Origin of the sequence: Halovenus halobia (assembly GCF_051414135.1) — an archaeon.
In the GTDB taxonomy this organism is placed as follows: Archaea; Halobacteriota; Halobacteria; order Halobacteriales; family Haloarculaceae; genus Halovenus; species Halovenus halobia.
The window spans coordinates 424,321-449,916 of the sequence record NZ_JBLKOA010000001.1 but is presented as its reverse complement, the minus strand read 5'-3'; the positions used below and the strand labels follow the sequence as shown (position 1 = coordinate 449,916).

Below are 25,596 nucleotides of genomic sequence, written 5' to 3'. Positions count from 1 at the left end.
TTGGATTTTGAGAATTCGAGATCATCTGTTTTCACCATCGATAATTGAGGGGTATCGCTTATTAGTAGTAATAGCAAATCTGGTAGTAAGTCTGCCTCAGACAGAGCAGACGATACAATTATGAAAGAACACATGACAAACGACCGAGGTCAGGTTGGAATCGGAACCCTGATCGTGTTCATCGCACTCGTCCTCGTCGCAGCCATTGCGGCAGGCGTGCTGATTAACACGGCAGGTTTCCTTCAGACTCAGGCAGAAGCAACGGGACAGCAGAGCACGGACCAAGTCTCAGACAACATCAACGTCATTGGGCAGGTTGGTCAGATCAATGTCACCACCAGCGACAGTGAAACCGTCATTAACGAAACACGGTTGACCGTTCAGCGAGCAGCAGGGTCGGGAGACATTAATCTGGAGAGTCTCTCCATCCAATATGTCGGAGACAATGGCTTTGCCCAACTGACCCACGGGGTTAACGAAAGCGATGATGCAACTTCGTCCAATGTTCCTAATGAGGACCCGGGCTACCTCATCGATGTAATTACCGCCGCCAGTGAAGAGGACGGCGTGATAACCGATGATGGTGATCGCTACGAAATCGTTATTCCGTTTGACGCTGATGGTAACGGAACTCGATACTCCGATACTGACGATGTTGTAGCGGATGGCAGTACCGCGTTCCTTTCCTTCGATAATAATGATCTTGAAGATCTCGACGAGGGAGAGCAGGCAGAACTCGAGCTTACCACGGATAATGGTGCGACTCGTGACGTTGTAATCACTGCACCAGATACGCTTGTTGACCAAGAAAACGGCGACACTGTCACGCTGTAACTGACAGGCAGCCGTCAGGTCCGTCGCGTGGTCGGGACTACCCGGCCCGCGACGACAGACCCGCACGGTTCCTTGCGTAATCGTTCCACCATTTCCACAACCAACAACACATCCGTCGCTTCCGCCTTTCATTACTGAGAGGCGGGCCACAAGAGTTTATTACACTGATAAAGTAAATCTGATAAATGACCACCCGACGGAAGCTCCTTGCAGGGATCGCCGGAACGACAGCAGCGATAGGACTTGCTGGCTGTTCACTCTTTGGCGGCAACAGCAACGATGACAACGGCCAGGTCCCCAACGACGGCCTCGACACAGATGACGAATTGCTCCTTTCGATGGGCGACCCATCCGCGCAGGTGCCACCGTCCTTCTTCACGGGCTACCAGTACCGCGTGCAGGAAATTGCGGACGCTGTCGATCTGAGCGAGACGGTCCCCCGCCTCGGCGGCCAACTCGTCACCTTTCTTGAAGAGAACATAGGGAGTCTCGACCCAGCGTCGCTCGACCGCGTCACCGGCAGTAACTACCACGCCAGCGCGAGTCAGGGGGCGCTTCAGGTCCGCCCGCTTCCGAGCGGTCAGACAGTTCATCTGACCGGCGAGTTTGATGCCGACCCGTGGGTCGAATTCTTCGAGGGCAACGATGGATACGAGTCGCTTGACTCGATGGACGGATACGAGCGATTCTTCGCTGAGACGCAGGACGGACAGGGCTACGAGACCTGGGGCGTACAGGACGGGCGAGCCATCGTCGTCAGCCGGACCGATATCGTCACGCGAAACGAGCGGTACGACTCGAATCAGACGGCTGCAGAAGAGGCACTGACCGTCGAATTCGACCAAGTTGACCGTGACAACGCTCCCATCGCAAACAGCGCTCCCGCGTTCGCCGAGACGGTCCAGCAATTGGATGATGAGCCGATTCGCGGAGGAACTGGCTATGCCCTGATTCCGCTGGGTGCGGATACGGGAACCACCGCGTTCGACGATGTTGTCGAGGGGGTCGTCGGCGGCGGGCTGAGCGCGAGCGTCGGGACGGACTCGAGTCTACAGCGGACGCTCTCCTACCTGGAACCCGAGATGGTGTCAGAAGAGCGTCTCACCGCGGCATTCGAGCGCTCAGAAACAGATTCGATCCCCGCCGATTCGTGGGATATGTCAACGACGGAGGCCACGATCAGCGCCCGCACGACGGTCGCAGAGACGCCCGAAACAGCGATGTTGCAGACTGCACTGCCAATTCCCGGATACGACAATCTCTTCGTCCGTATCAATCCGAGCGACTTGGGACGCGAGGTCACACCCCGAGTCTTCTTCAGGCCGGAGCTCAACGACGGAAGACTGACTATCAGTCACCAAGGCGGTGGTGCAGTCGAGAACCTACAAGTTCGGTACGTCCACGCGGGCGAGACACAGACCGAATCTTGGAGTGGACCTGTCGAACAAGGCGATGAATTCACGAGTTCGGAGACGGTCGACAGCGGGACGCAGGCGTGGGTCACATGGCGGCCAGATACAAAAGACGCCGCAGTCTTGATCAGATTTCGTCCGGAGTAAGCCGAACGCTGGGCGTGTGTTCTTACTGGGGCTGGCAGCCAAATTGCTCAACCGATTCGGAACCGAGGCCATTGAGCAAGCCGGCAGTTGGATTTACAGTCACTCTGAATTGACCCCCACCGGTGCGTGCTCCAAACAGCCATCACGGCCTGGGTAAATAGTTACTCTTGAGGAAGCCAACCATGATTATCAAAAACGGCAATGGCCGTCGGCAAGTGAAGAACAATACTGCCGCAGTGTTCCGATTGTCAAGTTAGGGACTCGATATTGGGAAGAGAGTAAGACAGATAGGTTTTTTGTCCGGTACACCGAAGCGGAGTCTGTGTCGAGTCCCGAGCGCGATATCGAAGCAGTCCTCGACGAATCTGGCCCGGATTACGATTCGTTCTCCTACGAGCGGCCAACTGCTGGCCATCAGGGAGAGGTGTTCATGGTCACGCTCCAGGTTGGTGGCGATAACTACGAGGTCGTGATCAAGTTTCAGGCCGGCGACCCAGATTTCGCACTCGAACCTTTTTTGCACAACTACGTCGCGGACCGGACGGACGTGCCAGTCCCGCGAATTCTTGTCTTCGAGCAGACGCCGGACCTCGATATCGACCCGTACTTCGTAACGGAACGAATTCGCGGAGACAATCTCGCGGAGTCGATGGGACAGATTACCGAGGAGACGCGTGAGCGAGTCATCGAACACGCTGGTCAGACGCTCGGAGACATGCACTCGAATGTCGGTTTCGAGGGATTTGGCCGCCTCGCTCTGAACGATGCCGACGAACGGCTGGTCGTCGATGAGTTCTCCTGGGATTGGCAGGCCTTCTTTACTGACCTCGTCGAGTCGTACATCGACAGGCTCGATGATACACCGTTTGCAGACTTACAAGAAACTGCCAGAGAGTATCTCCACCAGTCGGCAGGCTGTATCGAGAGCACGGGACCACCACGGCTCGTTCATGACGATTTCCGGCCGGCGAATATGTTGTTCGACGCCGACGAGGAGAATCCAATCACTGCTGTCCTGGACTGGCAGTTCGCACTTGCGGCTGACGCGGAGTATCACGTCGCCCGGACAGAGTTTCTGTTCATCGACCCCGCGTTTCAGGACGCCGGAACCCGTGAGCGACTCCGGCAGAAACTCTACGACGGCTACCGGAAGTACCTGGAGTTCGAGCCCGACGACGCGTTCGCTGACCGGCGTGCAGTGTATTACTTCGCGACGCTGCTCTGGCGAATGCTCGGGTTCGACGCCGCGTTCGCGGACGCGGGAGAACTCGCACAGGGTCGGGCAGAGGTCAGATTCCGCCAGCAGTTCGACCAACTTGCCGCCCAGTTGCCGGAGTGTTGACTGCGGTGTCGGCTCACTGGCCAGGGCTGTCGGAACACCAAAGAGTTACATTCTCGATTTCCAAATAAGGGGTAACAGGCCATGCCGAGCGAAACTTACGAGGTAATCGTCGTTGGTGGCGGTGTTGCAGGGTGCTTTGCGGCGGCGGCCGCGGCGGCCGACGGGGCAGACGTCGTGCAACTCGAACGGAAGCCCCGCGAGCAGGGCGGCCACATCGCCTGTGGCGACGCGATGAAAGCGCCGCGGGACCCGAAAAAGTACCCAGGTCCGCTGGACATGGACGCAATCGCCGACGACGAGTCGGTATTGATCGACGGCAATATCGACCAGATTGAGTGGCGTGACGAAGAGCTCGGCGTCCGGAAAGTGCTCCCGTACGAGGACAACAGCAACGTCATCGACCGCTACGAGTTCGGCCAGCGCATCCTCGAGCAGACTGCTGACCTCGGCGTCGACCAGCACTACGATACAGTCGTCAACGAGGTGACACAGAACGGGCGGGTCACCGGTGTCAAGGCGATTCGCAAGGGTGACCCAGTCACCTACGAGAGCGACGTGCTCATCGACACCGCTGGGGCACAGTCGTTCATTCAGGAGTTAGTCGACTTCGAGCAGCTGAATACGCCCGGCGCAGCCACCTTCGAGGAGCCACACTACACGCACTTTGGCTCGGCATACCGCGAGATTATCGAGACACCCGAACCTGTCGAGTACGAGAACGCAATCGTCGGCAAGCCACTGGAAGAGATGGGCTACATCTGGTACTTCCCGCGCACGCCAACGCAGATTAACGTTGGACTCGGCTTCCAGATGAACAAAGAGCCGATTCCGCTCACCGACCGACTCAAACGTGACATCGAGAACCGCCCGGAGTACCAGGGCGCAAACGTGGCCGAGAAGTTCGACAAGAAAGACAAACTCGGTGCCGCAATCGCGTTACGTCGGCCGCTCGACTCGATGGTTGCACCGGGATATCTCGCTGCTGGCGGCGCTGCCGGGACAACCCACCCAATCACGGGTAAGGGCATTCGGGGAGCTGCCTTTTCGGGCTACTCCGCAGGCCGGGCTGCCGCAGAGGCTGTCGAAGACGGTGACCTGACGGAGTACGGCCTCTGGGAGCACAACCGCTGGCTCTACCGAGAACACGGCGAAGCGGCGATGCTCGCCTCTCGCGACGCCTACAACGTTGCCGGCAGTACCATCGATGTCAACATTCTCCGGGCTGTCGCTGCGCTGCTCCCTGAAGACGAAATCCGGGATATCGTCGGGACTGAGACGAACGTCTCCGACCTCACCTCGAAAGCGCTCGTCGGTGCCGGGGTCCTGAAAAATCTCGTGACTGAGTATCGCTCCGGGACGTTCGAGGCACTTGGCGTCACTGCCGGGGAACTGTATGAGTCGATTATGGGCGTCATCGAGACGCGAAACTACGTGCGAGACTACGAAGACGTGTACAAGGCCTACCCAGAGGACCGTGGAACGTACGAAAACTGGCTCTCCCAGCGCAACCGTGTCGACGAGTCGTTCTACGACGCGCTTGACCTCTCTGCCGACGAGCGAAAATACTGAGTCAGGCGGGGTGCTCGCGCAGTTCTGTGAGTGAGTCGATACGGTGGTCACCGCGCACACATTGTCCGACGCGGTTCGGGCTTCGCCGCTGGATGTGAATGCCGGTCAGTCCAGCGTTCCAGGCGGCCCCCACATCGCTCGGGTCGTCGCCGATGAGGACACCACTGCTTCCTGTTGGGACGTCGAGTTGCTCTATCGCGAGTTCGACCGGCCCAGGGTCGGGTTTCCAGCCGGTCTGGTCAGAGCAACAGACGATAGTGTCGAACCACTCGGTAATGCCGAGGCGGTCGAGTACCGGCCCGGTTAGATACTGCTGGCAGTGTGTCACGAGGCCAACAGGGGCGTCGACTGCCTGGACGAAGGGTTCTGTGTCGGGATAGAGATGTGAGGCGGCGGCCCGGCGGTCTGGCGTCTCGATTTCGTGGAACGCGTCCCAGAAGGGTTCGGGGTCGATTCCGTGGCGGTCCATCACAGTAGCCCGGGAGTGACTCGGGCCGTACCACAACTGCTCGGCTTCCCACTCGCTGAAACCGACGCCAAACCGCGTGCCGACTGTGTTCATCACGTCGTAGATGTACTGCTGTTCGACGTCGATAAGCGTGCCGTCGAGGTCCAGCAGCCAGAAGTCGTAGTCACCGCTGTTCATCGGATGTCTGGTACGTTCTGGTATCATATGAGCATTCTGGGTAAAACTGGTATTCGGGAGATTGAAGAGGGTCCGGGTCCCCAATCCGACCGATGCGTCACGACCACATTACCAGTGCCAAACAGCTCTCGCGTGGCGATATCGAGGCGGTGCTGGACCGCGCGGGCGAAATCGCCGGAAACCCCGCGGCCTACGCTGACCGCCACGAGGGAGCGTTACTCGGGCTCATGTTTTTCGAGCCGAGTACGCGGACCAAGATGAGTTTCTCCGCGGCCATCAAACGACTCGGCGGCGACATCGTCGACATGGGGCCAGTAGACTCCTCCAGCGTTCAGAAAGGCGAGAGTCTGGCCGATACTGTCCGCGTCGTCGAAGGATACGCCGACGCAGTCGTGCTGCGCCACCCGAAGGAGGGGTCGGCACAGATGGCCAGCGAGTTCGTCGACGTTCCGCTGATCAACGGCGGCGACGGGGCCGGCCAGCACCCCACGCAGACGCTGTTGGACCTGTACACGATTCGAGAGAACGCAGGACTCGACGACCTGACAATCGGAATCATGGGTGACCTGAAGTACGGTCGGACAGTCCACTCGCTGGCGTACGCGTTGACGAACTTCGACACGCGCCAGCATTTCATCAGCCCAGAGAGCCTGAAACTGCCCCGCAACGTCCGATACGACCTGCACGAGCAGGGCTCGTCGATCAAAGAACACACTGACCTCGAAGAGATTCTTCCCTCGCTGGACGTGCTGTACGTGACGCGTATTCAAAAAGAGCGGTTCCCCGACGAGAGCGAGTACCGCAAGGTTGCTGGTGAGTACCAGATTGACGCCGAGACCCTCGAACTGGCAAAGGACTCGTTGACCGTGATGCACCCGCTGCCACGAGTGGACGAGATCGCCCACGATATCGACGATACCGAGTACGCGACCTACTTCGAGCAGGCCCACAACGGGGTACCGGTACGGATGGCGCTGCTTGACCTACTCCTAGGTGGTGACCAATGACCGACCAACAACTCCGAGTGAGCAAGATCGAAAACGGCACCGTAATCGACCACATCGCCGGCGGACAGGCACTCAACGTCCTCGCAATCCTCGGTATCGACGGCAGTCGCGGCGAGACTGTCTCTGTTGGAATGAACGTCCCCTCGGACCGACTGGGCCGGAAAGACGTGGTCAAGGTCGAAGACCGAGAACTGAGCCAGTCTGAACTCGACGTCCTTTCGCTGATTGCGCCGGCGGCGACAATCAACATCATCCGCGGGTACGACGTAGTCGAGAAAAACCTCGTCGAGCGCCCGAGTTCAGTGACTGGCGTGCTCGAATGTCCGAACCAGCACTGCATCACGGCTGAAGACGAACCCATCGACACACACTTCGAGGTGCTCGATGACGGCGTCCGCTGTGTCTACTGTGATACGATTATTCGGGAGAGTATCGCCGAGCAGATCAAAGTCTGAGCCCCGAGGTTTTTCTGCGAACACGAGGCAGTGCTGCCCGTGAGTTTCGTCATTGGTCGTGGACGGGACGAAATAGACAGGAAACCGACCGGAAGACTCGGAAGCTATCGCGCACTCGATGGCAGCGCGGGCGCACCACTGTATCTCGACGTTGACCGGCCACACGCAGTGCTCGTCGTCGGCAAGCGAGGCTACGGCAAATCCTACACGATGGGGGTCATTGCCGAAGAATTGGCCCAAACAGAGGCCATCGCACCGATTATCGTGGACCCGATGGGCGCCTTCGACACGCTCGGAGACCAAATCCACGACGATATCTCCGCAACGGTGTTCTCTCAGCCCGCAGTGACGCCAAACTCACTGGAACCACGCTCGTGGTGTACACTGCTCGGACTCTCGCCGGAGAGCAGCGCGGGTGCACTGCTCTGGCAGTCCGCCCAGCGAGCAAATTCACTCGACGGGATGCAAACGGAAATCCGTGAGTCCGACGCAACACAGGCCGACAAGCGTGCAGCAATCAACCACGTAGAAATGGCTCATTCGTGGGCGGTGTTCGACGCGGCGGAGGGGCTCAACGCGTCAACGTTGTCTTGTTCAGAAATCACAGTTCTCGACCTCTCGGGACTCGATGATGGACCGATGAATGCCGTCGTGCGAGGCGTGGCCGAATCAGTCTATCGGGCCAGAGTCCGGGACGATATCGGGCGATTGCCGTGGCTCTTGGTCGACGAGGCACACACGTTCTTTCAGGGTGTGGCTCAGCCCGCCCTGGAGCGAATACTCACCCGCGGCCGGGCACCCGGCGTGAGTACGGTACTGGTCACTCAGCGTCCCAGCGCAGTCCCCGCGGTGGGAATCTCACAGTCGGATATTCTCATCTCGCATCGACTGACCGCACAGTCGGATGTCGACGCGTTGCAGGCCGCGCAACCGACCTACATGAACGGCTCACTCGAAGAGAAGATGCCGACAGCGACGGGAGAGGTGCTCATCGTCGACGATGCGACCGAGACGGTCCACGCTGCACAGATTCGAGACCGAGAGACCGAGCACGGCGGAGACAGTGTAACAGCAACCGAGGCAACGCCGGTCAACGGAGCGCAGGACTGACTGCCAGCGGTAGGGCGGAACCCGAGCGCGAAGATGTCCGGGGGAACGCTGAACAGGCAGGCGGCTGTCACCCATCATATGACAGCCGCCGAAGTGATATCTCGCTGGTCACGGCGGTTCGTTCTTGCTGGTGCCGGGTGGCTGGTCATCTGGCAAGCTGGCGTTGTTCTCGGGGTTTCTCACCGGGCGGCGGTCGTACTCGGACTGTTTGGTTTCGTCTTTCAGACTATCTTTGGGAAAGCGTATTCGCTGGTCCCAAGTTATTTCGACCGCTCGCTCGTCACGACCCGGTTACTGCCCGTTCACTTCCTGCTGGGAAATCTTGCGACAGCACTGCTCGCGGTTGGTATGCAGACAGCAACGCCAGCGCTACGCCGCTTGGGTGCAATGGCGTGGGCGGTGACAATTTGTCTTTTTGTCGGGACGCTTGGCCTCACAATCCGGACCAATCTCGTCGGCTCGGAGACGGGCACCGGCGACGCCTCCAGCCACCGCGAACCGCTCGACCGCACCGCAAACCGCTTTCTCCCTGTTGTTCTTGGCTACGTGTTGGTGGGCTCCTACGGCCTGCTCGCCGCGGACACAGCGCTGCCGACGCTGCTCGACGGCTACCCACCGCGAGCCGCTCATTTGCTGGCCGCAGGCGGCGGCGTATTGCTGCTGTTTACCGTTGGTTTTCGGCTCCTTCCACGGTTTTTCGTCGCAACTGTCGACCGCCGACTCGCGCTGGTCGTGCTGACTGCAGGTGCGCTCGGACCGGCGATTATTGCTCTCTCTCTTCCTGCCGGCCAGTTATTTGCTGTCGGGGCCGTCCTTCAGGCGACAGCAGTCACCGGCTACGCTGTTGCAATTGGTGTGTTGTTTACGCGGTCTGAGCGACGTCGAGTCGGACTGTATGGGGTCTTGCTTGGCGCTGGCGCTGGAGTGGTGGGCGTCGGACTTGGATTGCTGTTCGCCGTAGATGGCGTGACAGCCCCACGGATTGCGGCACACGCGCGACTCAATCTGCTCGGGCTACTGGGAATGACAATCGTCGGCGTTACATATCAGTTCTACCCGCCTGGCGTGAGTTCCGTTTCCCTGGTCGATGACCGGACAGCACAGCTCACCCTCGCCCTGCTCGGCGGGGGGTTGCTCATCGAAGTTGCTGGGATACTCTCGGGGATGGACCTGGTGACGACGCTCGGCAGAACAGTCGGGACAGCGGGTGCAGTCGGCCACCTACTCATCGTGGGGTCGGTGGTTGCAGAGCGGTAGCCGGATAGCAGTTGTTAGCGTGCGTTTGTGACACAACACCTATATGCGTCAGAACAAACAGGGGGGTATGGAGTTTGGACTCACCGAAGAACAGAAGCAGATTCGTGAGGAAGTACGGAAGTTCGCCGAGAACGAAATCAAGCCAGTCGCTGGCGAATACGACCGTGAGGAGAAGTATCCCCACGATGTCGTCGACGAAGCAGCCAAGATGGGCCTGACCGGCTCCGGAATTCCTATCGAGTACGGCGGTGCGGGCTACTCGACAGTGGAGAATATGGTCATCGCCGAGGAACTGTTCGCCGCCGACCCTGGCATTGCACTCTGTGTGATGTCGACATCCTTCGGGACAGAGAACATCGTCGAGTTCGGAACCGACGAGCAAAAAGAGGAGTATCTGGAACCAGTTGCGCGCGGTGAGAAGATTTCTGGCGCAGCGATCAGTGAGCCCCACGCTGGCTCCGACGTCTCCTCCATCTCGACCACCGCCGAGAAAGACGGCGACGAGTTCGTCATCAACGGCAACAAGATGTGGATTACGAACGGGACGGTCGCCGACTTCGTCGTTGCTCTCTGTGAGACTGACCCTGACGCCGCTGGCCGATACAACGGCTTCTCGCAGATCATCATCGAAACCGACCGCGACGGCTTCGACGCCGACAAGATCACCGGCAAGATGGGGATTCGGTCCTCGGATACAGCCGAACTCATCTTCGACGACGTGCGCGTCCCCGAGGAGAACCTCGTTGGCACGCGCGGCGCTGGCTTCCTCCAGCAGATGCAGTTCTTCGACGAGACCCGAACCGGCGTCGCTGCGCAGGGTGTTGGTATCGCCCGCGGTGCTGCCGAGCGCGCGCTCGAGTACGCCGAAGAGCGCGAGCAGTTTGGTCAGCCTATCGGTGAGTTCCAGGCCATTCAGCACAAGCTCTCGGACATGTTCACCAAAATCGAGGCTGCACGCCTGCTGACGCTCAAGTCTGCGTGGGCCGTCGAGAACGACGCTGACGCAAACCTGACGATGCTTGCCTCCATGGCCAAAGAATACGGCTCCCGTGTCGCTGTTGATGTGGCTAACGAGGCGCTGCAGATTCACGGCGGTGCTGGCTACGTGGACGACTTCGATGTTGAGCGGTTCTACCGCGACGCGAAGATTACCCAGATCTACGAGGGTACCACCGAAATCCAGAAGAACATCATCGCCCGCGAACTGCAAGAGAAGGGCATGGCCTAACTCACGGCCAGCTACCTGCTTTTCCGATCTTTTTACCCGGTCAGTAGCTGCTGGTGTTGCAACGTAGCCCTTTTTGTGACGTGGTGAGAAAGAGAGGGTATGTTTGGAGGAGGCGGTGGCGGACTCGACTCGCGCAAGATGCAACAGATGATGAAGCAGATGGGCATCGACATCGACGAACTCGATGCCGAGGAAGTGATCATCAAAACAGCAGACAAGGAACTCGTCTTCGACAATCCTGATGTCCAGCGGATGGACGCACAGGGCCAGGAGACCTACAACGTCGTCGGCAGCCCTGAGACACGAGAGGCAGGCGAACTTCCGGCCGGGAGTGACTCGGACGAGTCAGAGGATGGTGGAGACGACGAGATTCCCCAAGAAGACATCGAGACAGTTGCCGACCGGGCCGGCGTCAGCGAAGACGCGGCACGAGAAGCACTCGAGGAGACAGACGGGATGCCACTGGACGCAATCGAGCACCTCTCGGAGTGACAGTGGCGTATCTGTTCGTCGGAGAGGGACGAGAGTACCTGCTGGAAGCAGGCGAGCGACTGGAAACTGACCTCGGCATTCTGCAGGTGCCAGACGATGTCGACGCCGGCGAGACTGTCGAGACACATCTCGGCACGGAGTTCGTCGCACGAGCGCTTCGCGGACCGGACCTGTTTCATCACTTCGAGCGCACTGGCGCGCCGATGATGCCCCGAGATATCGGTCTCGTGATGGGCCATACTGGCGTCAAGCAGGGCGACCGTGTGCTCGACGCCGGGACCGGAACGGGCGTCCTCGCCGCGTCGCTGGGTCGCGCCGGCGCGACAGTGGTCACCTACGAACAGGACCCCGAGTTCGCCGAGGTTGCCCGTGAGAATATGGAACTAGCTGGTATCGCGGACACTGTCGACGTAACGGCGGGCGACGTGACCGAGGAAATTGACGAGTTAGCTGGCGAATTCGACCTGATTACACTCGACACCGCGGACGCGCCTGCGGTCGTCGAGCACGCCCCAGAACTGCTCACACCTGGTGGCTTTCTGGCTGTCTACTCACCGTTCGTTGAGGCGACGAGCGAGGTGGTCAAGACAGCCCGAGACGCCGGTCTCGAAGAGGTCGAGAGTCTGGAGACGATTCAGCGAGAGATGGATGTCGGCGAGCGCGGTACACGGCCGTCGACTGCCGGCGTGGGCCACACCGGCTATCTCACCTTCGCGCGGAATCCAGTCTAGGCCGTGAGTTCTTCGTAGACGCCGCCGAGAAACGTCTCGAACGTGGCCTGGTATTCCGCAGCACTCTGCGTGAGCATCGCTTGAGGGTCTGTCAGGTCGAACTGTTCAGCGACCGAACTGGCTGGAAACCCAGCAGTAACGACAATTGCTGTTCCGCGGTGCGTAAGCACCGAGAGACGGAACGACAGTGAGAATGAGCGGCCGTCACCCTCTCCAAGCAGGTCTTCTGCTGAAAACTCCCGGACGCGAACGCGAGAGCCATCGAAACGGAGCTTCTGAGAGGAGCCCCGTTCGACATTACCTAATCCGCGGTCTTCGAGTTGTGCAGCGAACGAGGACCGTGCTTCACGGCGAAGCGTCGAGGTAAACATCGACAGCGACACGCCGAACGGGAGCGAGGGCTGAAAGACCAATCGCGTCACGGCAAAGAATCGTATCGGATGGTCGAGCGCGCCGTCAGTCGCGTCTCGGGCTGCTTCGCTCGAGCGGTTGTCTTCGTATCGGTGTGTGATACCCTCGATCCGCACCGCCCCCACCTCGAAGAGTGTCTCCGTGCGACGCTCGACGGGTTCGAAGCCCGCCTCGGTGAGCATCGCCTCGGGCACGGGTGGGTCCGGCGGGTCAGTGGTCATTTAGTGGTCGTCTTCACGCCATTTGTGCTCGCACTCGGTACAGACGAAAAACCGCGTCTCGCTCTCGTCAGCCGCTCGGATCTGTTGCATGTACCAGTACGCCTGGTCGTTGTCACACTCCGGACACTGCGCAGTCGTCGTCGGTCGGCCCTGGTCCTCGACATCACTCACGTCGACAACTTCAGACTCCTCCTGTCCCGATGTCGTCACCATTCCCTCCTCTGTGTTCTCGTCGCGGACTTTCTCGTAGCCGCAGCTATTGCAAATCCACGAACCGTTCTCCGTTTTCATCATAGAGCCGCACTCGTCACAGAATTCCATGTCACCGGATATGCCGGGCCTGTAATAAAAAGGGCGGGTTTCTCAGTAACTAAGCGTTTTCTTCCCACTGCTCGCAGGCGTCCATATCGTCCATCAGGTCCTCGTGAAGGCCACAGTACGGAACGAGGTCATCGTCGAGTCGGACGTACTTGAAGTGGTCGCAGTTCCCACAGTATTCGTCTGGTTTCCCGCGTTCCTGCGTCGCAGTGAAGATTTCGTCGTCGACGAGCGCGTCGTTTTTCACGGCACCGCTGCCGTCGCTTGCTGGCGTCGGTTCGGATTGACCGGCGTTCGTTTGCGTCGGGACCGAGCCGTCTGGCTCGCGACCGAAGAGGCCGACACTGCCCGACCCACCATCTGGCCCGTTTGAGATAACCTTCACCTCGCCGGTTTCAGTGATTGCAATCCGAGCCGTCCCGCCTGGGTCGATGCGGCGGTTGAAGGTTGCGATGCTGATGAACAGCGCCCACAGAGTCAACAGCATCCCAGCAGTGTAGACGACAGTGGTTATCAGCGCAACCTGTGGGTCGTTCGCGAGCCAGCGGTACGGGTAGGCCTGTCTGAAAAGCAACACGCCGAGGATAGCCAGACTTGCACCCATCGTGGCCGCAGCGCGGGTTCTGTTGCTCGCCGGCACCACGACGAAGAGGCCGACAAACGCGGCGGGGATTCCAAGCCCCGCGAGCGTCCCGGCAACTTCCCGGGCGGCAAAGACATCCAGTCCAAGTAGCGTCGACAGGTCCGTCGTCGCGATGGAGATCGAACCGACAACCATCGCCGCGCCGACAGCGAACAGCGCCATCCCGAGACGGCGCTGGCGGGGGTCTGCGACCGTGTTGATGCCGCCCTCGTAAACGTCCGAGAGGCTAGTCATGTCCCCTAGTCTCTCGAACACGTACAAAATTACCCGTCAGACGACCGTCAGACGAGTGCGAGCCGAAAACCATAATCACGGGCCACCTGAACTGGAAGTATGGCAGACGACGAGGACAGCGAGGAGCCCACGGTGACCCTGGGAGCCAAACAGGCCGTCGAGGGAGCACCGCTCGCACGCGTCTCGGCACGGCTAATGTGGGGTATCGAGAAGAGTGCAATCATCGAGCGCGAAGGCGAGACAGTGGTTCGAACACCGGACGGACCACAGGAACTGGCCGACCTGCTCGGGGCCGTCGACCACACATACTTCGCCACCCGTCAGGAGTTTGAGGACGCAGTTACGGAGGTGCTCGGTGACGGACCGATTCCAGCCGAGTCCGGCGACCAAGAAGCGGAGCAGGAGACGGACAGTGACGACGAATCGTCTGAGGCAGATGACGCAGCCGAGCCAGAGGCTTCAGAGAACGACGAAGCGGAAGACGCGGACGACGCGGAGCCTGAGGCTGCTGAAGACGACGCAGCCGACGAAGACAAAAGCGAAGTAGAGGGCGAGGATGCCGCTGGCGACGAGACGGAATCCGAAGAAGCAGACGCTGAGGAGGGCAGCGAAGACGAACCCGACGAGACAGCGCCAGATGACGACACAGAAGCGGACAACACTGCGGAAGACGAGGAGTAACTCGTTTGTTCAGAGTAGGCGATACCCCGTGCTGGTTTTTTGTACGCCGAGAGAGTACAGGGACCAATGAGTCCCCGAGTGAGTTCGCAGCGAGCGTGCCGCCGAGAGATACTCGCGACGGCGACGGGACTGGTCGGTACTGGACTTGCAGGCTGTCTTGGACTCGGCGGAGAGTCCGTCCGTGTGCTCTCCGCTGGGAGTCTGGCGACAACATTCGAGGAGTACATCGGTCCAGCCTTCGAGTCCGAGCACGGAATCGACCTCCGCGGCCAGTATTTTGGCACCAACACTATCGTTCGACTGGTCGAGGACCGCACCAAACAGCCGGACGTAATCGTCGGCGCGGACGCAACACTCCTCCGTAGCCAACTCGACGGCGTTGTCGACTGGGATGTCGTGTTTGCGAGCAACGCACTGGGTATCGGCTACAACCCCGAGACGGAACTTGGCGCTGCGCTGGACGGGCCTGACCCGTGGTACGAGGTAGTCGCCGAGAGCGAGGGGCTGGCAATTAGCGACCCGGACCTGGACCCGCTCGGCTATCGGGCGGTGCAGGCATTCGAGTTGGCCCAACAGGAGCACGAGCTCGAAGGATTCAAACGAGATATGCTCGAAAGCGTCACCGTCGAGCCAGAGGAGCCACAGCTGATGGCCGAGGTCGAGACGGGGTCGGTCGCTGCTGCGGTCGTATATCGGAATATGGCAGTCGACCACGACCTTCCGTTCGTCGAGTTTCCGGCGGCGTACAACTTCGCCGAGCCATCACGGGCCGAGCGGTACGCCTCAGCCACCTACACCACCGACGAAGGGACGACTGTGGAGGGGCGTCCGATTCTGTACAATGCCACAGTCCACGAATCAGCAGACTCGCCCGACGCTGGTCGGGAACTCGTGCAGTTTCTCGTCGACAGCACGGATATACTGACTGACGCAGGACTTTCAGTAAGAGATGGGCTTCCGACAGCGCACGGGAGGCTGCCGGAGGGGATTACACTATGAGCTACGCCGAAAAACTCGTCGGGAGTTCCGACCGAGGCCTACTCATCCCAGCGCTGTTGGGGAGTCTTCTCTTCGTGTATTTCGTGCTCCCGCTGGTGGCGTTTCTCAGTCGGACTGGGGCGGTAAACGTCGTCCAGGGGCTGTCGGAACCAGCCGCACAGGACGCGATTCGAAACTCGTTGATTACCGCACCCATTTCGACAGCCATCGCAACGCTGTTCGGGGTGCCGCTGGCGTACGTGCTCGCGCGACGCTCGTTCCCGGGCAAACGCCTCGTCGAAGCAGTGGTCGTCTTGCCGCTGGTGCTCCCGCCGGTCGTCGGTGGCGTAATGTTGCTGACCGCAGTCGGGCGATTTACGCCGCTCGGTTCCGCGGCCCACGGGGTTGGCCTCCCCCTGACGAACAGCCTGCTCGGTGTGATTCTCGCACAGGTGTTCGTCGCCGCACCCTTCCTGGTGGTTACTGCCCGTGCTGGATTCGGTGCCGTCGACGAGCGACTCGAACAGGCCTCGCGGTCGCTTGGCTGGGGGCCGCTTGGCACCTTCTGGCACGTCTCGCTGCCGATGGCTCGCGGTGCAATTGTCGCCGGGATTGTGCTGACGTTTGCGCGGGCAATCGGTGAGTTCGGCGCGACGCTGATGGTCGCGTACAACCCGCGGACGATGCCGACACAGATTTGGGTTGCCTTCTTCAACGGCGGCATCGACGGAATCGTCCCGTTAGCACTAACATTGCTTGCGATTACAGTTGCCGTGGTGGCGGCCATCCAGCACCTCGGTCGCGTCCAGACGGTGATAGAGCAATGATGCTCGAACTCGACGGACTGACCCACTGTTACGACGACGAGCCAGCAGTCGAGAACGTCTCGTTCGGCGTCAGAGAAGGCGAGTTGGTCGCGGTGCTCGGGCCCAGTGGCTGTGGAAAGACCACGCTCGTGCGGGCCATCGCCGGCCATCTCGACCCCACAGCGGGTCGAGTCTCTCTCAGGGGAACTGACGTGACTGGCGACCCACCAGAGTCCAGAGCCGTTGGGCTTGTCTTTCAGGAACCCACCCTGTTCCCCCACATGAGCGTCCGCGAGAACGTCGCACACGGACTCAAAGCCGGAAATCTCGACGCCAAAAAAGTAGACGCAAAAGTCTCGTCCTATCTCGACCTCGTTGCGCTGTCAGAGTACGCCGACGCTGGGACGGACAAGTTGAGTGGCGGACAGCGACGGCGTGTCGAACTTGCGCGAGCGCTTGCGCCCGAACCAGATTTGCTCGTCCTCGACGAACCGCTGTCGGCACTCGACAGACAGCTTCGCGCACAACTACAGGAGGAAATTGCAACAATCCAGGACGAGACGGGCGTGAGTACGTTGTTCGTTACCCACGACCAGGAAGAGGCGATGGCGTTGGCTGACCGACTCGTTGTGATGGAGGCTGGGAGTGTTTCTGCTGTTGGCCCGCCGCGGGAACTCTACGAGCGGCCACCCAACCGGTTTGTCGCCTCGTTTCTCGGCCGGTCGAACACGCTTGTGCTGCCAGTGAGCGGTCGGCACACGCCGGTGGTCGAACTCGGTGGCCAACTCCTCAGAGTACGGACCGACCAGCCGGGGACAACCCCAGACCGTGCGGTTGCACACCTGCGCCCGCGGGACCTCAGCGTCGGACCGGCGACAGAGAGGGAAATCGTGCTCGCCGGGACTGTCACGTCAGTCACCGACCGCGGCCGCCGGTACGAGGTGTCCGTCGCGCTTGACAGCGACGAAGAAGTCGATATCGAACAGACCGACTCGCCACCATCAGTCGGCGAGAACGTCCAGCTACACTGTGAACTCGGAGCGCTGTCGCTGTTCGCTGAACGTGGTGAGCGACTCGAATGTAGTCCGGTCGAGCGCTCGTTGCAGTCAAAGCCGGAACTCCGGCTGGACTAGTTATTCGCCCTGGAATTCGGGGTCACGACCCTCCATGAAGGCTTCGACGCCCTCGTGGTGGTCGTCAGTCTGGAAGACGATTCCCTGCGCAACTGCTTCGTCGGTCATCGCCTGTTCGATGGACTTCTCGAAGGCTTCGTTGAGCAGGCGTTTGGTGTGTCGGAAGGCCACGTCTGGCCCGGAGGCGATGTTCGCGGCGAGTTCGTGAACCTGTTCGTCGAACTCGTCGGCGTCGTAGACGTGGTTGACGAGGCCGATTTCCTTGGCGCGGTCGGCACCGAAGATGTCGCCGGTGAACACGAGTTCTTTCGCGACATTCGAGCCCACGAGTCGCGGCAGCAGGAACGACGTGCCGGCGTCGACGCTCAGGCCGACCTGTCGGAAGACGAAGCCGAAACTGGCCTCGGGGCTGGCGACCTGAATGTCACAGGCAATAGCGAGGTTGGCACCCGCGCCGACGGCCGGTCCGTCGATTTTGGCGATGGTCGGCAGGTGGTAGTTGTAGATTCGGGTCAGCGTTTCCGGCGTTCCATCTTCGAGTTCTTTTGCGCGCTCGTCGAGTGGAACGTCCCCTGTGAGTCCTTCGAGCATCCGGTCGATATCGCCCCCTGCGGAGAACGAGCCACCGCTGCCTTCGATAACGACGACGCTTGCGTCGCTGTCGTCGATGTCGTCCAGCGCGTCGAGCATCCCCGACTCGATAGTTTGGGAGAGGGCGTTGCGCCGGTCTGGTTCGTTGAGCGTGATGGTTGCGATGCCGTCGTCGATGTCGAGTAGAACCGATTCGTCACTCATACGCTTGTCACAGTCACGGGCCAGATAGGTAACAGTTTCCCATCTTCGCGGGGGAGTAGTTTTCCATCGTTTACTCAATTCGCCGTAATTCCACCAGCATCACTTCTCAGCTGTGAGAATCCGACACACAAACTCAAGTGGTTCCAGCGCAGTTATTAGCATGATGGGACAGACACAAGCCCTCCTCCAAGACGCCCATCGGTTTGGCCCCGCAGCTCCTGACGAGGAGCATGTTTACGGCTCCTGTGCCCCCGGCTGGCACGCCGCAGCAGACCACGAGACCTGCGTTCGCGAGTGGGTCGAAGACATGCAACACGCAGGCGTCGAGCGAGTCTGTAGTGTGCTCGCCGAGAGCTCAGACGAGGCCGCCGATTCGAGTTTTGGACTCTGTGCCGACGCCTTCGGTCCCGACCGAACCCTCCACGCCCCGGTCCCGACGGGCGGAATCGTCGACGCAAAGCTACTCGAAGAAGAAATCCTGCCGTTTCTCGACGAGGCAAAAGATTCCGACGAAGCAGTCGTTGTCTACGGATTGTCGGGACTGGACCGGACGGGACAGGTACTGGCGGCGTGGCTGACCTACGACCGCAGATATCGACCCGAGCGAGCGGTGAGTACCGTCCATTCGGTCGGTCGAGACCCACTCGGACAGAGTGACGACGAGGCGACCGCAGAGTCCGAACTGTTCGAGGTTCTCCAGCAGGTCCGTGCCACGCCCGGCGAGTACTGAGTCTTTTCACCCAGGGGGAATTACCCCCGGTATGGCGACGATTAAGGATAGTGTCCACGACCACATCGAGATTCACGGTGTGGCCGAGGCGTTGCTCGACACGCCGCAGGTCCAGCGGCTTCGGCGTATCAGCCAACTCGGCACAGTCGGTCTCGTCTATCCCTCTGCGAACCACTCACGCTTCGAGCACAGCCTCGGCGTGTATCACCTCGCCGACCGAGCACTGGACCACCTCGGCATCGAGGGCAACCAGGCCGAACGGGTGCGCGGTGCCGCCCTGTTGCACGACATCGGACACTGTCCGTACAGCCACAACATCGAGAGTATCATCTACCAACACACCGGGAAGTACCACGACGAAGTTCACGACCTGGTCGACTCTGGCCCGGTCGCCCAGATACTGTCTGAACACGGCCTCAATCCAGACCGAATCGCCGACCTCATTTCCGGGACGGGTGAACTCGGGCAGCTGGTTTCGGGCGAACTCGACGTCGACCGGATGGATTACCTGGTCAGAGACGCCCACCACACGGGCGTTCCGTACGGCACCATCGACCACGAACGCCTCGTGCGCGAACTCCGGCTTGTCGACGGCGAACTCGTCCTCGACGAGAACAACGTCCAGACTGCCGAGAGTCTCTTGCTCGCCCGGGCACTGATGAACCCAACCGTCTACGCCCACCACGTCGCCCGGATTGCCAAGGCAATGCTGCGTCGCGGTGTCAAGCAACTGCTCGCGTCCGGGAAGACAAACGCCGAGAAACTCCGCCGGATGGACGATTATGACCTGCGGGTGACGCTCAGAGGCTGTGAGGAAACCGAACAGATTGCCCGACGACTCGACGACCGAGAACTGTTCAAGCGAGCGCTCTGGACAGAACTGGATTCAGTGCCGGGAGAACTACTCGGCGCAGAACACGCCGAAATCGAACGGTACGAGCACGAAATTGCCGAAACAGCCAACGTCGACCATTCGGAGGTGATTCTCGACGTTCCCGACAAACCCGAGATGGAGGAGTCCTCGTCGCGCGTGCTCGTCAACGGCGAGGTTCGAACCCTGGCCGAACAGTCCACGCTCGTCACAGCATTGCAGCAGGCCCAGCGCGACCAGTGGCGGATGGGTGTCTACGCGCCACCGCGGGTCAGCGAGCGAGTGGGCACAGCGGCAGTCAAGGTGCTCGGACTCGACCTCGACGGAACCCGAATCCGAGACGTGCGATCAGGAATCAACGCCCGCCTCGACGAGTTCGACTAGGAGACGTCGATAACGTCGATCTCGAATTCCAGCGTTTCGCCGGACAGTTCGTGGTTGTAGTCGACAACGACCACGTCGTCGCGTATCTCGGTCACTTCGCCGGGCAACCCGGACTCTTTGCCCTCGACCTCAAAGCCGATTTCGAGGTCGCCGTCCATGTCGTGGTCACTCAGCATCTTCTCGAATGCGTCGCGGTCGTATTCGGCCACGCGGGACTGTTTGTAGGGTCCGTATGCCTTCTCTGGTGGGATTTTGACAGCCGTCGATTCACCCTCAGAGAGTCCACGGAGTGCCTCTTCGAGTCCTTCGATCACTTTGCCCTCGCCGACGTTGACCGTCAGTGGTTCGTAGGCCCGGTCGGGATGCTCTGCAGCCAGTCCACTCTCCTCGGCGAGGCCGCGGTCCGAGGTGTCGAACAGCGTTCCATCTTCGAGTCGGCCAGTGTATTCGATCTCAACGACGTCTCCATCCGAGATTGTCATACCCGTAGATGTGCCATCCACGCCCAAAAGCCCCGCTGTTCGGGACCGATAGTCGGCAGTCTGAAGTCCGTTGCCCCCCGATTCAGGCTAACAGCGGATATGAACCAGGAGATAACCGAACTCGACGCCCAGACTGTCGATCGAATTGCGGCCGGCGAAGTGGTCGAGCGCCCCGCGTCGGCGGTCAAGGAACTGCTGGAAAACGCCATCGACGCCGACGCCTCCCGGGTGACTGTGGCTGTCGAGGGCAGCGGCGCAGAGTACCTCCGGGTCAGCGACGACGGCATCGGGATGTCCGAGCAGACGGTTCGCCAGGCCGTCGAGGAGCACACGACCAGCAAAATCGGCGACATCGACGATCTCGAGTCTGGCGTCGGGACGCTCGGCTTCCGCGGGGAGGCGCTGCACGCAATCGGTGCCGTGTCGCGGCTGACGATAACGACTCGCCCGCGAGGCGAGGCCACCGGAACAGAACTCACCGTCGAAGGCGGTGAGGTGACAAGCGTCTCGCCAGCAGGGTGTCCCGAAGGAACGACGGTCGAAGTCGAAGACCTGTTTTACAACGTGCCGGCACGGCGGAAGTATCTGAAACAGGAGTCGACGGAGTTCGACCACATCAATCGGATTGTGACGAATTACGCGCTGGCGAACCCCGGCGTCGGGGTTACACTCGAACACGACGACCGTGAGACGTTCGCAACCAACGGCACTGGCGACCTGCGCGAAACTGTGCTTTCGGTCTACGGCCGCGAAGTCGCAGAATCGATGATCGAAATTGAAGCTGATTCTGAGGGGCCGCTCGAAAGCGTCTCCGGACTGGTAAGCCATCCGGAAACGAATCGAGCGAGTCGCGCATACTGCTCGACGTTCGTCAACGGCCGGTACGTTACCGCAAACACCGTCAGAGACGCCGTCTTCGACGCCTACGGTGGCCAGTTGGCGTCGGACCGATACCCATTCGCCGTCGTCTTTCTCGAACTCGACCCTGCGAGCGTCGACGTAAACGTACATCCCAGAAAGCTCGAAGTTCGCTTCGCTGCCGAGGAGGCCGTCAGCGAGCAGATTTCGGAGGCTGTCGAGTCCGCACTCCTTCGAGAGGGACTGGTACGAAGTTCCGCACCGCGGGGCGTCTCCGCAGCTGAGCAGGCGACAATCGAGCCCCAGACCAGCGAGAGTCAGCCAGAAGAGACAGCTGAGACGCAGACAGCTTCTGTCGAGGATGACTCATCGGAGAGCAGAACGAAGACAACAGGAAGCGAACCCCCAGCCAGGAAAAGTGAAGAGCAGGCTTCGAGTGGGGACAGCGGGTCCGAGAGCGGTGCTCCGGGAGCGAGCGAACAGCCAGCAACGGCCGACAGCGGCCGAGGCGGTGGAGACACGAACGAGCGTGAGAAGGAAGCTGAACCAATAACTCCAGACAGGGGGCTCGCCACCTCGCAAGACGAGCGCGAGACAACCACTGGCCCCAGTTTCGAGGCTGGCGAACAGCGCCGCCTCATCGAGAGTTCACCAAGCGACCAAGAGTTCGACTCCCTGCCGTCGATGCGGATTCTCGGGCAGATACAAGACACCTATATCGTCGCCGAAACAGCTGACGGGATGGTGTTGGTCGACCAGCACGCCGCCGACGAGCGGATCAACTACGAACGACTCCGGGAATCACTGACCGGCGAGGTGACTACACAGGCGCTTGCCACTCCTGTCGAGATGGAACTGACAGCGGGGGAGCGAGAGCTGTTCGTATCTCACAAGGAGGCTCTGGCAACGCTTGGCTTCCGTGCGACGCTCGTGGATGACCGGACTATCGAACTGACGACCGTTCCCTCGCTGGTTGCCGAGGCGGCCGACCCAGACCTCCTCCGTGACGTGCTCGGAGAGTTCGTGAGTGGTGACGCGGCCGCGGCGGCAACAGTTGAGGCCGCCGCTGACGAACTGCTCGCAGACCTGGCTTGTTATCCCTCGATCACGGGTAACACTTCCCTCACCGACGGCTCGATAGTCGACCTACTGGACGCGCTCGAAGAGTGTGCGAACCCCTACGCCTGCCCACACGGTCGTCCTGTCATCGTCGAATTCGACACCGACGAACTCGAAGGGCGCTTCGAGCGAGACTACCCCGGCCACGGTGGCTGAAGTCCCCGGAACCACGCTGACGCCGACCATTTATGTAGTAGTGTTAGCAAGGAACAGGTAGTCTGCGGTTGGCCCCAGAGAGATGAGTTCAGACCCAGCGACCTGTCGGCTCTGTCAGGAACCACTCGGCGCAACGGCGACGGCCGACGGCCACTACTGCTCGCCTGGCTGTCAGCAGGTCGACCGAACGCTCGACGGAGAGCCATCCGCGGCCGAGAGCCAGCCAGCAGAGACCCTGGACGACGGACTCGAAGAGGTGTATCTCCACATCGACGGGATGCACTGCTCGACCTGTGAGAGTTTTCTCGAACGGCGCGCGACGAACCAGGATGGCGTCGTCGGTGCTGCCGCAAGTTACGTGACTGAAACGATTAGAATCGAATACGCTCCCGAAGAGGTCTCAATTGAAGAGCTCGAAACTGCGCTGACAACTGTCGGCTACAGTGTCGTCCCACGAGAGGAACTCGTTACGGTGGCAGATGTCCATGACCGACGGTGGGATGACCGTCAGTTAGACGATATGCTCGGCTACCGCTACGCCGCTGGAATTCTCTTTGGCATTACGATGATGCTGCCCTACATCGCCGTCGTCTACCCGGTCCACCTCATGGACCTCCTCGGCACCGGTGATCTTGCCTTTTTCTCCGGCGGGGCCGGCCCTGGTGACGCGTTGATCATCCTGCCGCTGTTCGTCATTCTCACCAGCGTCGTGCTATTTTTTACCGGATTACCGTTGCTCAGGGGGGCGTACGTGAGTATCGTCATGCGCCAGCCGAATCTCGACCTGCTGGCTGCACTGACGATCACCAGCGCGTACGTCTACGGAACAATCGCCTTCCTGTCCAGCAATCTCAACATTTTCTACGACTTGACCATCTTGATTGCCGGCGTCGTCGTTGCGATGATTTTCTACGAATCACTGACCAAACAACGGGCGGTCGACCTGCTCACGGAACTGACCGTTTCACAGGTCACAGACGCCCACCGCTACGGCGCAGACGGTACCACCGAGGAAGTCGATGTCGAAGCCCTCGAACCGAACGACCGTGTGCTGGTCAAAGAGGGCGAGCGTGTGCCAGTCGATGGCACGCTCGAATCTGGCAGCTGTACCGTCGACGAGGCCGTCGTGACTGGGGAATCGTTACCCGTGCGCAAAGAGCAGGGCGAAAAATTGATCGGCGGGTCGATTGTCACCGACGACAGTGCGACAATCCGCGTTGGTGACCCGCCGACGAGCAGTCTCGACGCGCTCACGACCTCGGTCTGGGACCTGCAGAGTTCGACCCACGGGATTCAGCGCTGGAGCGACCGGCTCTCGGAGCGGGTGATTCCGGTGGTGCTCGTTGTTGCGCTGGCGGTCAGTGCTGTGACGCTGGCGCTCGGTGGCGGCGTGATTACGACCGTGCTCGCGGGACTGGCAGTGCTGTTTGTCGTCAATCCGTGGGGCATCGCGCTGTCGACCCCGCTGTCGGTGGCCCGAAGCATCGAGGCAGCGATCAGCCACGGGATCATCGTCTTCGACGAGACGGTGTTCGAGCGTCTCCGCGAGACCGACACGATTGTCTTCGATAAAACCGGGACGCTGACGACCGGCGAGATGAACCTCCTCGGTGCGGAGGTACCTGCCGACGCGCTGTCGAAAGCGGCCGAACTCGAACAACACGCTGCCCACCCGGCAGGCAAGGCTATCGCCTCGGCCGTCGAGTTCGGCGCGCAAGCGCGACCTGACGGCGGTGCTACGCCCACACCAGATACCACGGGGCGGGTGACCGATGTCCAGAGCCACGACACGGGTATCGAGGGCACGGTTGGCGGTGACCGGATGCTCGTGGGCAATCTGGCGCTGTTCGCACAGGAGGACTGGGCAGTCTCGAAGGAAATCGAGCGAGAAGCCCGCACACACCGCAAGCGCGGCGATATGCCTGTCGTCGTGGGCCGGGATGGGAAAGCCGAAGGCGTCGTCGTCCTCGGGGACAACCCTCGCGAGGAGTGGGAGCAGATCCTCGATAGCCTCGCAGCCCGAGATATCCAGACTGTCGTGTTGACCGGCGACGACGAGGCCGCAGCCTCGCTGTTTGCCGACCACGACGCCGTCACGCACGTCTTCGCGGGCGTTTCGCCCGCGGGCAAGACCGCGACAATTCGCCGCCTCCAGCAAACAGGCCACGTCACGATGGTCGGCGACGGGACCAACGATGGACCGGCGTTGGCCGCGGCTGATTTGGGTATCTCACTGGGCAGTGGGACCGCCCTCGCCTCAGAAGCCGCCGACATCACCGTTCTCGATGACGACCTCTCGAGCGTCGAGAAAGCCTTCGAGCTCGCCGCCGGTGCGCGCAAGCGACTCCGAACCAACACTGGTCTGGCGCTTATGTTCAACGTGATTATGATTCCACTCGCCGTGGCGGGTTTTCTGAACCCGCTGTTCGTGATGGGCGCGGCCGTACTGACCATCTGTGCGGTGAGCCTGAACGCGACACGACCGCTGATCGAGGGGTAATCACGAATCTGTGATGGAAACCACGAATGGAATTCCTGTTGCTTTA

Annotated in this window: 24 protein-coding genes and 1 pseudogene; 19 read left to right on the top strand and 6 right to left on the bottom strand. The window is 60.5% G+C overall.

Going from position 1 to position 25,596, the window contains the following annotated elements; all coding sequences use genetic code 11:
* The first annotated feature begins 132 nt into the window (after positions 1-132).
* The 4 genes from ACMGFM_RS02480 (at position 133) to ACMGFM_RS02465 (ending at position 5,304) form a co-directional block, all read left to right on the top strand.
* Complete coding sequence (locus ACMGFM_RS02480) at positions 133-834, top strand: flagellin (protein WP_436900763.1); 702 nt, start codon at positions 133-135, stop codon at positions 832-834.
* 185 nt (positions 835-1,019) lie between these two features.
* Entirely contained in the window at positions 1,020-2,393 is a 1,374-nt protein-coding gene (locus ACMGFM_RS02475; protein ID WP_436900762.1) for a hypothetical protein, read from the top strand.
* Between the two features lie 322 nt (positions 2,394-2,715).
* Positions 2,716-3,735 carry a phosphotransferase family protein gene (locus ACMGFM_RS02470; protein WP_436900761.1) on the top strand — a complete coding sequence of 340 codons (1,020 nt, stop codon included), beginning with the start codon at positions 2,716-2,718 and terminating at the stop codon, positions 3,733-3,735.
* 81 nt (positions 3,736-3,816) lie between these two features.
* The gene (locus ACMGFM_RS02465; RefSeq protein WP_436900760.1) at positions 3,817-5,304 is read left to right on the top strand and encodes an FAD-binding protein; all 1,488 of its coding nucleotides are present in this window, start codon (positions 3,817-3,819) and stop codon (positions 5,302-5,304) included.
* 1 nt (position 5,305) lies between these two features.
* Here the strand turns inward: ACMGFM_RS02465 and ACMGFM_RS02460 are convergent, their stop codons facing one another.
* Positions 5,306-5,950 (bottom strand): HAD family hydrolase, encoded by a 645-nt coding sequence (locus ACMGFM_RS02460; RefSeq protein ID WP_436900758.1) that lies wholly within the window; start codon positions 5,948-5,950, stop codon positions 5,306-5,308.
* A gap of 92 nt (positions 5,951-6,042) precedes the next feature.
* Between ACMGFM_RS02460 and pyrB the strand changes: the two genes are divergently transcribed.
* The 7 genes from pyrB to ACMGFM_RS02425 all read left to right on the top strand — a co-directional run bounded on the left by pyrB (position 6,043) and on the right by ACMGFM_RS02425 (position 12,230).
* Entirely contained in the window at positions 6,043-6,957 is a 915-nt protein-coding gene (gene pyrB, locus ACMGFM_RS02455; RefSeq protein ID WP_436900756.1) for an aspartate carbamoyltransferase, read from the top strand.
* Positions 6,954-7,412, top strand: a complete 459-nt coding sequence (gene pyrI / locus ACMGFM_RS02450; protein WP_436900755.1) for an aspartate carbamoyltransferase regulatory subunit — start codon at positions 6,954-6,956, stop codon at positions 7,410-7,412. The genes pyrB and pyrI overlap by 4 nt, the downstream gene beginning before the upstream one ends.
* 39 nt (positions 7,413-7,451) lie before the next feature.
* Entirely contained in the window at positions 7,452-8,522 is a 1,071-nt protein-coding gene (locus ACMGFM_RS02445; protein WP_436900754.1) for an ATP-binding protein, read from the top strand.
* A gap of 78 nt (positions 8,523-8,600) precedes the next feature.
* Entirely contained in the window at positions 8,601-9,779 is a 1,179-nt protein-coding gene (locus tag ACMGFM_RS02440; protein WP_436900753.1) for a hypothetical protein, read from the top strand.
* Positions 9,780-9,846: 67 nt separating this feature from the next.
* The gene (locus ACMGFM_RS02435) at positions 9,847-11,007 is read left to right on the top strand and encodes an acyl-CoA dehydrogenase family protein (RefSeq protein WP_436900752.1); all 1,161 of its coding nucleotides are present in this window, start codon (positions 9,847-9,849) and stop codon (positions 11,005-11,007) included.
* Positions 11,008-11,106: 99 nt separating this feature from the next.
* Complete coding sequence (locus tag ACMGFM_RS02430; protein WP_436900751.1) at positions 11,107-11,499, top strand: nascent polypeptide-associated complex protein; 393 nt, start codon at positions 11,107-11,109, stop codon at positions 11,497-11,499.
* A gap of 2 nt (positions 11,500-11,501) precedes the next feature.
* Positions 11,502-12,230 carry a tRNA (adenine-N1)-methyltransferase gene (locus ACMGFM_RS02425; protein WP_436900750.1) on the top strand — a complete coding sequence of 243 codons (729 nt, stop codon included), beginning with the start codon at positions 11,502-11,504 and terminating at the stop codon, positions 12,228-12,230.
* On the opposite strand, the gene ACMGFM_RS02420 is transcribed toward ACMGFM_RS02425, so the two are convergent.
* From ACMGFM_RS02420 to ACMGFM_RS02410, 3 genes are read right to left on the bottom strand one after another with little or no spacing between them, the layout of a single operon-like run.
* Positions 12,227-12,862 (bottom strand): DUF6517 family protein, encoded by a 636-nt coding sequence (locus ACMGFM_RS02420; protein WP_436900749.1) that lies wholly within the window; start codon positions 12,860-12,862, stop codon positions 12,227-12,229. The genes ACMGFM_RS02425 and ACMGFM_RS02420 overlap by 4 nt on opposite strands.
* The gene (locus ACMGFM_RS02415; protein WP_436900748.1) at positions 12,863-13,183 is read right to left on the bottom strand and encodes a transcription factor S; all 321 of its coding nucleotides are present in this window, start codon (positions 13,181-13,183) and stop codon (positions 12,863-12,865) included.
* Positions 13,184-13,232: 49 nt separating this feature from the next.
* Positions 13,233-14,057 carry a cell division protein CdpA domain-containing protein gene (locus ACMGFM_RS02410; RefSeq protein ID WP_436900747.1) on the bottom strand — a complete coding sequence of 275 codons (825 nt, stop codon included), beginning with the start codon at positions 14,055-14,057 and terminating at the stop codon, positions 13,233-13,235.
* Between the two features lie 99 nt (positions 14,058-14,156).
* Between ACMGFM_RS02410 and ACMGFM_RS02405 the strand changes: the two are divergent.
* From ACMGFM_RS02405 to ACMGFM_RS02390, 4 genes and pseudogenes are all read left to right on the top strand, one after another.
* Positions 14,157-14,435 (top strand): annotated as a pseudogene (locus ACMGFM_RS02405) (DUF5789 family protein); the annotation flags it as partial.
* A gap of 369 nt (positions 14,436-14,804) precedes the next feature.
* Positions 14,805-15,737 (top strand): extracellular solute-binding protein, encoded by a 933-nt coding sequence (locus ACMGFM_RS02400; RefSeq protein WP_436900746.1) that lies wholly within the window; start codon positions 14,805-14,807, stop codon positions 15,735-15,737.
* A complete protein-coding gene (locus ACMGFM_RS02395; protein ID WP_436900745.1) occupies positions 15,734-16,543 on the top strand; it encodes an ABC transporter permease in 810 nt (269 codons plus the stop codon). The genes ACMGFM_RS02400 and ACMGFM_RS02395 overlap by 4 nt, the downstream gene beginning before the upstream one ends.
* Positions 16,540-17,655 (top strand): ABC transporter ATP-binding protein, encoded by a 1,116-nt coding sequence (locus ACMGFM_RS02390; RefSeq protein WP_436900744.1) that lies wholly within the window; start codon positions 16,540-16,542, stop codon positions 17,653-17,655. The genes ACMGFM_RS02395 and ACMGFM_RS02390 overlap by 4 nt, the downstream gene beginning before the upstream one ends.
* Here ACMGFM_RS02390 and ACMGFM_RS02385 read toward each other — a convergent pair whose 3' ends face one another.
* A complete protein-coding gene (locus ACMGFM_RS02385; protein ID WP_436900743.1) occupies positions 17,656-18,450 on the bottom strand; it encodes an enoyl-CoA hydratase-related protein in 795 nt (264 codons plus the stop codon).
* A gap of 163 nt (positions 18,451-18,613) precedes the next feature.
* Here ACMGFM_RS02385 and ACMGFM_RS02380 point away from each other — a divergent pair, with 163 nt between their 5' ends.
* Positions 18,614-19,180, top strand: coding sequence for a protein-tyrosine phosphatase family protein (locus tag ACMGFM_RS02380; RefSeq protein WP_436900741.1), 567 nt, complete (start codon positions 18,614-18,616; stop codon positions 19,178-19,180).
* Between the two features lie 31 nt (positions 19,181-19,211).
* The gene (locus ACMGFM_RS02375; protein WP_436900740.1) at positions 19,212-20,435 is read left to right on the top strand and encodes an HD domain-containing protein; all 1,224 of its coding nucleotides are present in this window, start codon (positions 19,212-19,214) and stop codon (positions 20,433-20,435) included.
* On the opposite strand, the gene ACMGFM_RS02370 is transcribed toward ACMGFM_RS02375, so the two are convergent.
* A complete protein-coding gene (locus ACMGFM_RS02370) occupies positions 20,432-20,917 on the bottom strand; it encodes an FKBP-type peptidyl-prolyl cis-trans isomerase (protein WP_436900739.1) in 486 nt (161 codons plus the stop codon). The two genes, ACMGFM_RS02375 and ACMGFM_RS02370, sit on opposite strands and share 4 nt — an antisense overlap.
* Positions 20,918-21,016: 99 nt before the next feature.
* Between ACMGFM_RS02370 and mutL the strand changes: the two genes are divergently transcribed.
* Positions 21,017-23,050, top strand: a complete 2,034-nt coding sequence (gene mutL / locus ACMGFM_RS02365) for a DNA mismatch repair endonuclease MutL (RefSeq protein WP_436900737.1) — start codon at positions 21,017-21,019, stop codon at positions 23,048-23,050.
* Between the two features lie 82 nt (positions 23,051-23,132).
* Positions 23,133-25,550 carry a heavy metal translocating P-type ATPase gene (locus ACMGFM_RS02360; protein ID WP_436900736.1) on the top strand — a complete coding sequence of 806 codons (2,418 nt, stop codon included), beginning with the start codon at positions 23,133-23,135 and terminating at the stop codon, positions 25,548-25,550.
* The last annotated feature ends 46 nt before the right edge of the window (positions 25,551-25,596 follow it).

What these genes read in the sequence shown, in the direction of transcription:
- ACMGFM_RS02400 (WP_436900746.1), top strand. Translation starts at nt 14,805, where the DNA reads ATGAGTCCCCGAGTGAGTTCGCAGCGAGCGTGCCGCCGAGAGATACTC.
- ACMGFM_RS02420 (WP_436900749.1), bottom strand. Translation starts at nt 12,862, where the DNA reads ATGACCACTGACCCGCCGGACCCACCCGTGCCCGAGGCGATGCTCACC.
- ACMGFM_RS02440 (WP_436900753.1), top strand. Translation starts at nt 8,601, where the DNA reads ATGACAGCCGCCGAAGTGATATCTCGCTGGTCACGGCGGTTCGTTCTT.
- ACMGFM_RS02430 (WP_436900751.1), top strand. Translation starts at nt 11,107, where the DNA reads ATGTTTGGAGGAGGCGGTGGCGGACTCGACTCGCGCAAGATGCAACAG.
- ACMGFM_RS02475 (WP_436900762.1), top strand. Translation starts at nt 1,020, where the DNA reads ATGACCACCCGACGGAAGCTCCTTGCAGGGATCGCCGGAACGACAGCA.
- ACMGFM_RS02375 (WP_436900740.1), top strand. Translation starts at nt 19,212, where the DNA reads ATGGCGACGATTAAGGATAGTGTCCACGACCACATCGAGATTCACGGT.
- ACMGFM_RS02465 (WP_436900760.1), top strand. Translation starts at nt 3,817, where the DNA reads ATGCCGAGCGAAACTTACGAGGTAATCGTCGTTGGTGGCGGTGTTGCA.
- ACMGFM_RS02380 (WP_436900741.1), top strand. Translation starts at nt 18,614, where the DNA reads ATGGGACAGACACAAGCCCTCCTCCAAGACGCCCATCGGTTTGGCCCC.
- ACMGFM_RS02395 (WP_436900745.1), top strand. Translation starts at nt 15,734, where the DNA reads ATGAGCTACGCCGAAAAACTCGTCGGGAGTTCCGACCGAGGCCTACTC.
- ACMGFM_RS02460 (WP_436900758.1), bottom strand. Translation starts at nt 5,950, where the DNA reads ATGAACAGCGGTGACTACGACTTCTGGCTGCTGGACCTCGACGGCACG.
- ACMGFM_RS02370 (WP_436900739.1), bottom strand. Translation starts at nt 20,917, where the DNA reads ATGACAATCTCGGATGGAGACGTCGTTGAGATCGAATACACTGGCCGA.
- pyrI (WP_436900755.1), top strand. Translation starts at nt 6,954, where the DNA reads ATGACCGACCAACAACTCCGAGTGAGCAAGATCGAAAACGGCACCGTA.
- pyrB (WP_436900756.1), top strand. Translation starts at nt 6,043, where the DNA reads ATGCGTCACGACCACATTACCAGTGCCAAACAGCTCTCGCGTGGCGAT.
- ACMGFM_RS02385 (WP_436900743.1), bottom strand. Translation starts at nt 18,450, where the DNA reads ATGAGTGACGAATCGGTTCTACTCGACATCGACGACGGCATCGCAACC.
- ACMGFM_RS02435 (WP_436900752.1), top strand. Translation starts at nt 9,847, where the DNA reads ATGGAGTTTGGACTCACCGAAGAACAGAAGCAGATTCGTGAGGAAGTA.
- ACMGFM_RS02390 (WP_436900744.1), top strand. Translation starts at nt 16,540, where the DNA reads ATGATGCTCGAACTCGACGGACTGACCCACTGTTACGACGACGAGCCA.
- mutL (WP_436900737.1), top strand. Translation starts at nt 21,017, where the DNA reads ATGAACCAGGAGATAACCGAACTCGACGCCCAGACTGTCGATCGAATT.
- ACMGFM_RS02410 (WP_436900747.1), bottom strand. Translation starts at nt 14,057, where the DNA reads ATGACTAGCCTCTCGGACGTTTACGAGGGCGGCATCAACACGGTCGCA.
- ACMGFM_RS02480 (WP_436900763.1), top strand. Translation starts at nt 133, where the DNA reads ATGACAAACGACCGAGGTCAGGTTGGAATCGGAACCCTGATCGTGTTC.
- ACMGFM_RS02360 (WP_436900736.1), top strand. Translation starts at nt 23,133, where the DNA reads ATGAGTTCAGACCCAGCGACCTGTCGGCTCTGTCAGGAACCACTCGGC.
- ACMGFM_RS02415 (WP_436900748.1), bottom strand. Translation starts at nt 13,183, where the DNA reads ATGGAATTCTGTGACGAGTGCGGCTCTATGATGAAAACGGAGAACGGT.